We start from the raw sequence: 10,236 nt of genomic DNA, 5'->3' as shown, positions 1-10,236 counted from the left end.
ACCGTCACCGGCAGCGCGGAGCGGGCCGCCGCGCTGGCCGCCCGTCACCCGGGGGCCGCCGCCGAGGCGATGGAGGGCTTCGGCGTGGCCGAGGCCGCCGCCCGGTACGGCGTGCCGGCCCTGGAACTGCGCACCGTGTCCAACCCGGTGGGCCCGCGCGACCGGGCCGCCTGGCGGATCGGCGAGGCGCTGGCCGCCCTGGAGCGGGCCTTCGCCGCGCTGCCCGTCCACGAACTGGCCTCGGCCCACGAACCTGCCGCGGTCCGCGAACCGGCCGCCGGCCACGAACCGATCGAGGAGGCCGGCCGTGGCTGAACGGCTGAGCATCGCGTACTCGCCCTGCCCGAACGACACCTTCGTCTTCCACGCCTGGGCGCACGGCCTGGTGCCGGGGGCGGACGCCCCCGAGGTGACCTTCGCCGACATCGACGTCACCAACGGCCTGGCCGAGCGCGGCGAGCTGGACGTGCTGAAGATCAGTTACGGCGCGCTGCCCTGGGTCCTGGACGAGTACGTCCTGCTGCCCTGCGGCGGCGCGCTGGGCCGCGGCTGCGGCCCGCTGGTGCTCACCCTGCCGGGCGTGGACTCCCCCGCCGACCTCGCGGGGAAGACCGTCGCGGTGCCCTCCGAGCGCTCCACCGCCTACCTGCTGTTCCGGCTCTGGGCCGCGAAGGCGGTGCCCGGCGGCTTCGGCGAGATCGTCGTCCTGCCGTTCCACGAGATCATGCCCGCCGTCAGGGACGGCCGGGTGGACGCCGGCCTGGTGATCCACGAGGCCCGCTTCACCTACCGGCAGTACGGACTGCACAGCCTGGCCGACATGGGCGAGGCCTGGGAGCGGGAGACCGGCCTGCCGATCCCGCTGGGCGCGATCGTCGCCAGGCGCTCGCTCGGCGCCGAGCGACTGCGGGCGATCGGCGACGCGATCCGCGCCTCCGTCCGGCAGGCCTGGGCTGACCCGGCGGCGAGCCGCGGGTACGTGCTGGCGCACGCCCAGGAGATGGACCTGGACGTGGCCGAGCAGCACATCGGGCTGTACGTCACCGAGTTCACCGAGGACCTCGGCGAGGAGGGCTACGCGGCCGTCCGCGCGCTGCTCACCCGGGCCGCCGCGGAGGGGCTGGTGCCCCCGCTCGACCCGGGTGCGCTCGCGTTCTAGCCGCTCGTCCCCGCGGTCAGACGTCGAACTGGTCGGCCACCGCGCGCAGCAGGCCGGCCAGCTTCTGGCCGGTCGGCTTGGCCGGGTAGCGCCCGCGCTGGAGACCGGGCAGCACCGCGTCCAGCGTGGTGATCAGGTCCTGGACGATCGGCGCCATGTCGTCGGCGCTGCGGCGCTGGGCGGCCGCCACCGAGGGCAGCGCGTCCAGCAGCTGCACGGCCATCGCCTGGTCCCCGCGGTGGCCGGCGACCACGCCGAACTCGACCCGCTGGCCCGGCTTCAGCGACGTGACACCGTCGGGCAGCGCCTTGGTGTGGACGAAGACGTCGCCGCCGTCGTCGCGCGACAGGAAGCCGAAGCCCTTCGTCTCGTTGAACCACTTGACCTGGCCGGTGGGCATCTCGAACAGTCCTCGAATGGGTGTGAGGGATCCCGGCCCTGGCCGGGGATCACTGGGTGGTGGGGAGAAGCGGCCGACCGCGGCTCGGCGCCGGTGGGCGCTCGTGGTCGGCACGCTGTCAGGAGCAGACTAACGGTCCGTCACTGCCTCATCCGCGTTCCGCGAGGGATACGCGCTCCGAGGCCCGTACGGGGCGGCGGGAACGCGGGATCTCGAGGTCAGGGGCAACCCGGCCGTGGCACGGCCGCGGCGCGGCTCCGCGCGGTCCATCGGCTCACACCCCCGGGTCTGAGGACTCGGGACGCGCCTGCAGCGCCCCTCGGCACCCCGTGCATACCCCCGCTCAGCAGGGATCAAAACGTTCAGCTGCCGGAAAACTGCGCAACGTGACCGGCCCGCTCCGGTGGGCGCCCCCGGCGGCCGCTCTGCCAGACTGGGGGCAGTTCCGACCGGCCCGTAGGAGTGAGCAGACGTGAACAGCCAGAGCACCGACCCCGGCGACGTGTACGTCAAGGCCGGGGCGATCGTCTTCGGTCTCGGCGCGCTCGCCACCCTGGTCACCTTCGTCCCGCTGTTCCTGCACCTGACGCCGCTGCCGACGGTCGCGTACTGGCTGAGCATGCTGATGCCGGCCGGCTTCCTGGCGGCGCTGACCGGGCTGCTGCTGAACGCGCGGGCCCAGCGCCGCCGGATCGGGCCCGTCGGGTCCTGAGCGCCGCCGGGGGCCCGGGTCGGTACCGCGACGGCGCTTGCGGCACTAGTGCCCGGCCAGGTGCCGGGCGAGCCAGTCCGGGAAGCCGGTGAGGTCGTCCAGGACGACGTCCGCGCCCGCCGCGCGCAGCTCGTCCGCGCCGTACGGCCCGGTGGCCACGGCGACCGCGACCGCGTCGGCGTGCCGGGCGCCCCTGATGTCGCCGAGGTGGTCGCCGACGTAGACGCTCGCGCCGTGCTCGCGCAGCGCCTCGCCCTTGGTCTCCGCCCACAGGTCGCCGATCACGGCGTCCGCGACCATCCCGGCGTGCTCCAGGTGGAGGCGGGCGTTCGGCTCGTACTTGCCGGTGATCACCGCGACCCGGCCGCCGTGCCGGCGGACCGCCTCGACGGCGGCGTACGCGCCGGGCAGGGCCACGGTCGGGGCGAAGGCGTGGTCCCGGTAGAGCTCCCGGTAGCGGGTGGCCACCCGCTCCACCTCGGCCTCCGGGAACCAGTTGCGGATCTCGTCCAGCAGCGGCGGCCCGAGCCGGGTGACCACCAGGTCCGCGTCGATGTGGGTGCCGGTCTCGGCGGAGAGCGCCAGGTAGGTGGCGCGGATACCCGGCCGGGTGTCCAGCAGCGTCATGTCGAGGTCGAAGCCGACGGTGAGCGGAGCAGATGAGGTCGCGGGCATGCCGCCAGGCTACCCAACGGGCGCCGCGGCCCACGAGGCAATTTGCCCCGGCTTCGCGGTGGAACTTAGGTTTGCCTGAGTTGTCTGCGGAGAGGGCCCATGACCGACACCAGCGCACCGCCCGGTGCGCCCCGCGCGCCGTACCGCGCGCCGCGGCGCCGAATACTGTGGCTCGCCGCCGCACTCGCCGTCCTGGCCGCCGCGGTGCTGCTGAGCCTGGCGGTCGGCAGCAGGACCGTCCCGTTCGGCGAGACCCTCGACGCCCTGCTGCACGGCGGCGACACCGCCAACGCCGTGGTGATCCGCGAGCTGCGGGTGCCGCGCACGGTCGTCGGACTGGCCGTCGGCGCGGCGCTCGGCCTAGCCGGGGCCGTCATGCAGGGCCTGACCCGCAACCCGATCGCCGACCCCGGCATCCTCGGCGTCTCGCAGGGCGCGGCGGCCGGCGTGGTGGTCGCCATCTCCGGCTTCGGCGTCTCCACCCTCACCGGGTACGTCTGGTTCGGCTTCGCGGGCGCGGTGATCGCCACCGTGCTGGTGTACGGGCTCGCCGGGCGCGGCCGGGGCGGCGCGACGCCGATCAAGCTGGCGCTGGCCGGCTCGGCGATGTCCGCCTTCATCGCCTCGCTCAACACCCTGGTGCTGACCACGGACGCGGCCACCATGGACCAGTTCCGCTTCTGGCACGTCGGCTCGCTCTCCGGGCGGACCTCCGACGTGGCCTGGCAGCTGCTGCCGTTCCTGGCGGTCGGCACGGTGCTGGTGGTCGCGGTGGCGCGCGGGCTGGACGCGCTGGCGCTCGGCGACGACACCGCGAAGGGCCTGGGCGCCAAGACCGGCCTGGTCCGGGTGGTCGGCGCGCTCGGCGCGACCGTCCTGACCGGCTCCGCGGTCGCGGCGGCGGGCCCGATCGCCTTCGTCGGCCTCGCCGTCCCGCACGCCGCCCGCGCGGTGGCCGGCGCCGACCACCGCTGGATCCTCGCCTTCTCCGCCGTCCTCGGCCCGGCGCTGCTGCTGCTCGCCGACACCCTCGGCCGGGTCCTGTTCCCGCCGTCCGAGGTCCCTGCGGGCGTGATGACCGCCCTGGTCGGCGTCCCGGTGCTGGTCGCGCTGGTGCGCCGCAGGAAGGTGGTGGCGGCATGAGCGGGCTCACGGCTCCGGTCTCCCTGCGCGGCTACGGCGTCGTCCGGGCCGGGCGGGCGTCCTTCCTGGTGCACCGGCGTTCGGTGGCCGTCGCCGCCGGGCTGCTGGTGGCGCTGGCGGTGACCGTGGTGGCCTCGCTCTGCCTCGGCGAGTCCACCGTGCCGCCGGGCGAGGTGGTCAAGGTGGTGCTCGGGCAGCCGAGCCCGCACGAGCTGGTGGTCGGCGAGTTCCGGCTGCCCCGGGTGGTGGTCGGGCTGCTGGTCGGCCTGGCGCTCGGACTGGCCGGGGCGCTGATCCAGACCGTCGCCCGCAATCCGCTGGCCAGCCCCGACGTGGTGGGCGTGACCTGGGGCGCGACCGCGACCGTGGTCGGCCTGATGGCGTACGGCGTGGTCGGCTCGACCGGCGAGGCCCCGTACGCGGCGGTGGCCGGCGGCCTGGTGGCCGGGCTGCTGGTGTACGCGCTGGCCTGGCGGCGCGGCCTGCACGCGCAGCGCTTCGTGCTGATCGGCATCGGGATCAGCGTCGCGCTGTCCTCGCTGACCTCCGTCTTCCTCACCAAGGGCGACGGCTTCCAGGCCCAGGCCGCCAAGGTCTGGATGACCGGCAGCCTGAACGGCTCCGGCTACGGCCAGGCCGGGTGGCTGGCCTGGGTGCTGCTCGCCGCCCTGCCGGTCGCGCTGTGGGCGGCCCGCGCCCAGCGGTCGATCTCCTTCGACGACGCCACCGCCGTCGGCCTCGGCCTGCGCCTGGACCGGATCCGCCTGGGCATGGCGCTGCTGGGCATCGTGCTGGCCTCCTGCGCGGCCGGGGCCGCCGGGCCGGTCGACTTCGTCGCGCTGATGGCCCCGCAGATCGCGCTGCGGCTGGCCCGCTCGGCGCAGGTCCCGCTGTTCTGCTCGGCGCTGACCGGCGCGCTGGTGGTGGTCCTCGCCGACCTGATCGCCCGGCGGCTGCTGGCGCCGACCGAGCTGCCGGTGGGCGTGGTGACCGGCATGGTCGGCGCGCCGTACCTGATGTGGCTGCTGATCCGATCCCGCCGTGGAGGTTCCTGATGTCCGCCCACCCGCCGTCCGGACACCAGCCGTCCGCGCACCCGCCGTCCGGACACCGTCTGGAGGCCAGGGGCCTCACCCTGGCCTACGACGCGCGCACGGTCGTCGAGGATCTGGACGTCACCGTCCCGGACGGGCGGGTGACGGTGATCGTCGGCCCGAACGCCTGCGGCAAGTCGACGCTGCTGCGGGCCCTCGGCCGGCTGCTGAAGCCGGTCCGGGGCGCGGTGCTGCTGGACGGCGAGGAGCTGGCGCGGATCCCGACCAAGCGGATCGCCCAGCGGCTCGGCCTGCTGCCGCAGTCGCCGACCGCCCCGGAGGGCATCTCGGTGGCCGACCTGGTCGCGCGCGGCCGCCAGCCGCACCAGAGCTGGTGGCAGCAGTGGTCGCCGGAGGACGAGACGGCGGTCGCCGAGGCGCTGGAGCGCACCTCCACCGCCGAGCTGGCCGAGCGGAGCATGGACGAGCTCTCCGGCGGCCAGCGCCAGCGCGCCTGGATCGCGATGGCGCTCGCCCAGGGCACCGACATCCTGCTGCTGGACGAGCCGACCACCTACCTGGACATCGCGCACCAGGTGGAGGTGCTGGACCTGGTCCGCCGGCTGAACGTCGAACGCGGCCGGACCGTCGTCGCCGTGCTGCACGACCTCAACCAGGCCGCCCGGTACGCGGACCACCTGGTGGCGATGCGGGACGGCCGGGTGGTGGCGCAGGGCGCGCCCGGGGACGTGGTGACGGCCGAGCTGGTGCGGGAGGTGTTCGGGCTGGACTCGGTGGTGGTGCCGGACCCGGTGACCGGCACCCCGCTGGTCGTGCCTGGCGCCCCGTGGGCGACGAAGGCGGCGGCCGTGGAGGCCTGAGGAGAAGGGGCGCACTCGGCGGATCCCGCGCCCGGCCACGCCCGTACTTAACGGCACTTTAGCCTCCAATTCGGACATAATCGACGGCGCCCCGACCCCGCCTCTCCGCCCGAGGACCGCCGATGCCCCGGATCTCCCGCCGCACCCTCCTCACCGGCCTCGGTGGAGCCGCGCTCGCGGGGGCCGCGGGCTGCACCGCCCGGCCGCCGGCCCCGGGGACCTCGGACGGCCTGGGCACCGGCACCTCGCCGTCCCCCTCCCCGGTGCCGCCGGTGACGGTGAACGCCGCCACCGGCCCGGTGGTGGTGCCGGGCGCGCCGATGCGGGTGGTCGTGCTCGACACCGACGTGCTCGACTCCGCGCTGACCCTCGGCATCACCCCGGTCGGCGCCGCGCTCCCGGGCCGCGACACCCGCTACCCCGCGTACTGGCCGGACTCCAGGACGGCCGGGATCCGGCTGGTCGGCCCGGCCGGCGCGCCCGACCTGCCGACCGTACGGGCCCTGCGGCCCGACCTGATCCTGTCCAACCGGACCCGCGACGGCGACCGCTACGAACAGCTGCGGGAGATCGCCCCCACGGTGCTCACCCAGACCACCGGGGCGCCGTGGAAGGCGAACGTCCAGCTGCACGCCGAGGCGCTCAGCCGGGAGGCGGCCGCGGCGGCCTTCGCCGGGTCGTACCAGAAGCACGCCGGGCAGGTGGCCCAGACGCTGGCGGCGGCGAAGCTGTCGGGGCGCAGGGTGAGCCTGGTGCGGTTCGTGGAGGGCGGCGGCATCCGGATGTTCGGCCGGCAGAGCTTCCCCGGGACGGTGCTCGCCGACGCCCAGGTGGGCCGGCCGGACGCGCAGAACGTCGACCAGCCGGACGTCGAGGTCCCGCCGGACCAGCTCGCCAGGGTGGACGGCGACCTGCTGCTGTACGCGACGTACGGCGATCCGGACCTGTCGGGCGCCAACGCGACGCTGGCGAGCCCGGGCTGGCGGGCACTGGGGGCCGTCAAGGGGCACCGGGCGTTCCCGGTGGACGACCAGCTGTGGTTCCAGGGCATCGGGTACACCGGGGCCAACTACCTGCTGGACGAGCTGCAGCGCTTCCTGGGTGCCTAGGACGTGCCTAGGGCGTGCGGTTCCTCGCCGGGGCCGCGTAGCGGGCCGGGGAGACGCCGACGGCGGCGGTGAAGTCCCTGGTCAGATGGGCCTGGTCGGCGTAGCCCAGTTCGGCGGCGAGCGCGGCCAGGTCCAGCCCGCCGTCCGCGCCGGCCCGTTCGGCGGCCTCGTGGAGGCGGGCGCGGCGCAGCACCCACTTCGGGGAGGCGCCGACGTACTCGGCGAACAGGCGCTGGAGGCGGCGGACGGTCAGGCCCAGCTCGGCGGCCAGCGCGTCGACCCGGCACAGGTCGGGCCTGCCGGTGATCCGGTCCACCACGGCGGCGACCTCGGCGGCGACCGGGTCGGGGGCGGGCAGCCGGGGGCGGAGGAACGCGTCGGCGAGGGCGGCGGGGCTGCCGGGCGCCGCCAGGATCTCCGCGGTGAACCGGTCGGCCCCGGCTCCGAAGTACTCGGCGGCGGGCACCGAGCGGTCGGCCAGCCGGCTCACCGGGTGCCCGGCCAGGGGGCGGAACGCACCGGGGCGGAACCGCACGCCCAGCACGTGCCCCGCGCCCTCCAGCCGGCGGACGAAGAGCGAGCGGTCCACCCCGTACACGCGTGCCCGCGGGGCCTCGAAGACCAGGTGGACGTTGGGGTGGGCGAGCACCTTCTGCTCGTACGGCGGCAGGCCGTGCAGGTCCCAGCGGACCAGCCAGTAGTACTCGACGAACCGCGCCACGGCCGGGTCGGGCGCGAGCCGGTCCACGGTGATCAGCTCGGCCGCCCTGGCCGGGTGGAGCACGCCGCGGCCGAGGTCGGGGGAGTCCGGGGAGTCCATGGCGGCCAGGCTAGCCGTCGCGTTTCTTCAAGACCGGCGGGTACGGGCCGGTGCAGGATCGACGCCATGAACGCCCACCCGATGCACCCCTTCCTGGCCCGTGCCGCCTCCGCGGCGGCCGGCGTCGCCGCCGCCGTCCCGGCCGGCCGTCCGCTGGACGCACCGACGCCCTGCACGGAGTTCGACACCCGTGCGCTGATCAACCACTGGGTGCTGTACACCTCGCACGGCCTGGAGCACCGGGCCCGGCGGACCGAGCTGCCCGAGGAGCTGGTCTCGCGGGACTTCACCGCCGACGCCGACTGGCGCTCCGCCTACGCGGCCCGGCTGGAGCGCGCGGTCGCGGCCTGGGCCGACCCGGCCGTCTGGGAGGGGGACGTCGACCTCGGCGGCGCCCCGGTACCGGCCGTCGGGATCGCCCGGATGCTGCTCCTGGAGCTGCTGCTGCACGGCTGGGACGTCGCCCTGGCGACCGGCGGGCGGATCGAGGTCGACGAGGAACTCGCCCTGCTGGCCGGGGAGATCGTGGCGGAGAACGCCGAGCTGTACCGGCAGTACGCGGGCTTCGCCGAGTCGGTGGCCCTGCCGGAGGACGCCTCCGCGTGGGACCGCGCGCTGGCCGCCTCGGGGCGCGATCCGCGCTGGAAGGCCTGAGCCCGACCCGGTACGCGGTGCCGACGGACAGCCGTCAGCCGTCGCCCGCCGCCTGTCACCCGCCGCTCGTCACTCGGAGCGGAGCGCCGCCCTGAGCCTGGCCCGCAACAGCCGTACGGCCGGGGACTGCTGGTCGAGGCGGGCGACGAGACCGAGCCGGGCGTACGTGGCGGCGTCGGACAGCGGGACGGCCCGCAGCCCGGCCCCCGCCGCGGAGGAGGCGCTGAGGACAGCCACGCCCGCGCCGCGCTCGGCCAGCCGGAGCAGGGCGGCCGGCGAGCTGGCCTCGATGTCCACCCTCGGGTCGAGGCCGAGCCGGCGGCAGGAGTCCCGGTAGGCGGCGCGGATGCCGGTGCCGGAGGAGAGGCAGAGGATCTTCTCGCCCCGCAGGTCGGCGAGCCGCAGCCGGGCCCGGTCGAGCGGGTGCCCGGCGGGCACGACGGCGGCGATCGGCTCGTCGACGGCGACGGTGGCCTCCAGCCCGGCGCAGACCTCGCCCGCGTAGCCGATCAGGGCCAGGTCGAGGGAGCCGGCCAGAACCTGGGCCTGGAGGTCCTCGGACGGCCCCTCGTGCAGGCTGAGTTCAATGCCGGGGTGGCTGCGGCCGAGGTCGGCCACGGTGTCCAGGAACGGCGGGATCGAGCAGCCCGTGATCATGCCGAGCCGGACCCGGCCGCGGACGGCGTCGGCGAACTCGGCGGCGGTGTGCCGGATCGCGTCGAGGGTGGCCAGGGCGTTCTTCGCCAGCGGGAGGACCGCCTCCCCGGCCGGGGTGAGGCGCACCTGCCGGCCCGCCCGTTCGAGCAGCTGCTGGCCCAACTCGCGCTCCAGCTTGGCCACCTGGGTGCTGATGCCGGACTGGCTGACGTGCAGCCGGGCGGCCGCGGCGGTGAACGTCCCCTCGTCGACCACGGCGGCGAAGTAGCGCAGCTGGTGCATCTCCATGACCGGTGACGATATTCGACCGGGGGCTCCGCCGGCCGGACGGACGGGCCGCGACCGCGCGAGGCGGTCACGGCCCAGGGGTGTCACGGCCCACCGGTGTCACGGCCCGGGGGCGTCACCGGCCGGGGGCGTCACCGACGGCGGTCCTTGCCCAGGATCTCCGTGCCCTGCGCATGCCCCGCGATCGGGCCGGCCGTCTTCCCGTCGGGCAGCTCGGCCTCGATGCGCTCCTTGCGCACCTGACCGGTGACGGTCCGCTCCTCGACGCGTTCCTCCGTCACCAGCCGCACGCGCTCGACCGGGACGGCCTCGGTGCGCACGACCGGCCGCTCCGCGTGCAGGGTGACCTCGTACTCGGCCTCCGAGATGAGCTCACCGGACATCGCGGCGCCCCGGTTGGCGTCGGTGATGGGCTCGTGCTCGACGTGGACCTCCTCGTGCCGCACCGGCACGGTCTGCCGCTCCTCCTCGGTGACGACGTACTTGCGCAGCTTCGCGTGGCCGGCCTCGTACCGCTCGACGCCGACGCTCATCCGCTCCTCGGAGCGGGTCATCGCCTCGTCCTTCCCGTGGTGGACAGCGGCCCGCCCGGCGGCGGAGCCGACGGCACCCGGAGCGGCGGCGGCACGCGTGGTGGCACTCGGGGGCATCGCGGTGTGGCCGATCCCGGTGGCGGCCCCGGTCGCGCCCGCGGCACCGGCCGT

At 75.6% G+C, this 10,236-nt stretch carries 12 protein-coding genes and 1 pseudogene; 8 read left to right on the top strand and 5 right to left on the bottom strand.

What is annotated here, in order from left to right:
- Both BU198_RS34935 and BU198_RS34930 read left to right on the top strand, forming a co-directional pair.
- A pseudogene (locus tag BU198_RS34935) lies at positions 1-315 on the top strand (futalosine hydrolase); the annotation flags it as partial.
- Positions 308-1,159, top strand: coding sequence for a 1,4-dihydroxy-6-naphthoate synthase (locus BU198_RS34930; RefSeq protein WP_188300874.1), 852 nt, complete (start codon positions 308-310; stop codon positions 1,157-1,159). The pseudogene BU198_RS34935 and the gene BU198_RS34930, both read left to right, overlap by 8 nt.
- 16 nt (positions 1,160-1,175) lie before the next feature.
- Here BU198_RS34930 and BU198_RS44045 read toward each other — a convergent pair whose 3' ends face one another.
- On the bottom strand, positions 1,176-1,559 hold the full coding sequence (locus BU198_RS44045; protein WP_188300873.1) for a cold-shock protein: 384 nt from the start codon (positions 1,557-1,559) through the stop codon (positions 1,176-1,178).
- Between the two features lie 472 nt (positions 1,560-2,031).
- On the opposite strand from BU198_RS44045, the gene BU198_RS34920 reads away from it, so the two are divergent.
- On the top strand, positions 2,032-2,271 hold the full coding sequence (locus BU198_RS34920; RefSeq protein ID WP_188300872.1) for a hypothetical protein: 240 nt from the start codon (positions 2,032-2,034) through the stop codon (positions 2,269-2,271).
- A 45-nt stretch (positions 2,272-2,316) separates the two neighbouring features.
- Here BU198_RS34920 and BU198_RS34915 read toward each other — a convergent pair whose 3' ends face one another.
- Positions 2,317-2,946 carry an HAD family hydrolase gene (locus BU198_RS34915; protein ID WP_188300871.1) on the bottom strand — a complete coding sequence of 210 codons (630 nt, stop codon included), beginning with the start codon at positions 2,944-2,946 and terminating at the stop codon, positions 2,317-2,319.
- Between the two features lie 99 nt (positions 2,947-3,045).
- Between BU198_RS34915 and BU198_RS34910 the strand changes: the two genes are divergently transcribed.
- The 4 genes from BU198_RS34910 to BU198_RS34895 all read left to right on the top strand — a co-directional run bounded on the left by BU198_RS34910 (position 3,046) and on the right by BU198_RS34895 (position 7,113).
- Complete coding sequence (locus tag BU198_RS34910) at positions 3,046-4,089, top strand: FecCD family ABC transporter permease (protein WP_188300870.1); 1,044 nt, start codon at positions 3,046-3,048, stop codon at positions 4,087-4,089.
- The gene (locus tag BU198_RS34905; RefSeq protein ID WP_188300869.1) at positions 4,086-5,144 is read left to right on the top strand and encodes a FecCD family ABC transporter permease; all 1,059 of its coding nucleotides are present in this window, start codon (positions 4,086-4,088) and stop codon (positions 5,142-5,144) included. Before BU198_RS34910 ends, BU198_RS34905 begins: the two co-directional genes overlap by 4 nt.
- Positions 5,144-6,004 (top strand): ABC transporter ATP-binding protein, encoded by an 861-nt coding sequence (locus BU198_RS34900; protein WP_188300868.1) that lies wholly within the window; start codon positions 5,144-5,146, stop codon positions 6,002-6,004. Before BU198_RS34905 ends, BU198_RS34900 begins: the two co-directional genes overlap by 1 nt.
- A gap of 122 nt (positions 6,005-6,126) precedes the next feature.
- Positions 6,127-7,113 (top strand): iron-siderophore ABC transporter substrate-binding protein, encoded by a 987-nt coding sequence (locus BU198_RS34895; RefSeq protein ID WP_188300867.1) that lies wholly within the window; start codon positions 6,127-6,129, stop codon positions 7,111-7,113.
- A 7-nt stretch (positions 7,114-7,120) separates the two neighbouring features.
- On the opposite strand, the gene BU198_RS34890 is transcribed toward BU198_RS34895, so the two are convergent.
- A complete protein-coding gene (locus BU198_RS34890; protein WP_188300866.1) occupies positions 7,121-7,933 on the bottom strand; it encodes a helix-turn-helix domain-containing protein in 813 nt (270 codons plus the stop codon).
- 66 nt (positions 7,934-7,999) lie between these two features.
- Here BU198_RS34890 and BU198_RS34885 point away from each other — a divergent pair, with 66 nt between their 5' ends.
- The gene (locus BU198_RS34885) at positions 8,000-8,587 is read left to right on the top strand and encodes a TIGR03086 family metal-binding protein (protein ID WP_188300865.1); all 588 of its coding nucleotides are present in this window, start codon (positions 8,000-8,002) and stop codon (positions 8,585-8,587) included.
- 69 nt (positions 8,588-8,656) lie between these two features.
- Here BU198_RS34885 and BU198_RS34880 read toward each other — a convergent pair whose 3' ends face one another.
- The gene (locus BU198_RS34880) at positions 8,657-9,532 is read right to left on the bottom strand and encodes a LysR family transcriptional regulator (protein WP_188300864.1); all 876 of its coding nucleotides are present in this window, start codon (positions 9,530-9,532) and stop codon (positions 8,657-8,659) included.
- 131 nt (positions 9,533-9,663) lie between these two features.
- Positions 9,664-10,236 (bottom strand): YsnF/AvaK domain-containing protein (locus BU198_RS34875; protein ID WP_188300863.1); only part of this gene is annotated, 573 nt, incomplete at its 5' end.

Origin of the sequence: Streptomyces sp. CBMA156, assembly GCF_014596515.1 — a bacterium.
In the GTDB taxonomy this organism is placed as follows: Bacteria; Actinomycetota; Actinomycetes; order Streptomycetales; family Streptomycetaceae; genus Kitasatospora.
This window is presented reverse-complemented; position numbering and strand designations above follow the sequence as displayed.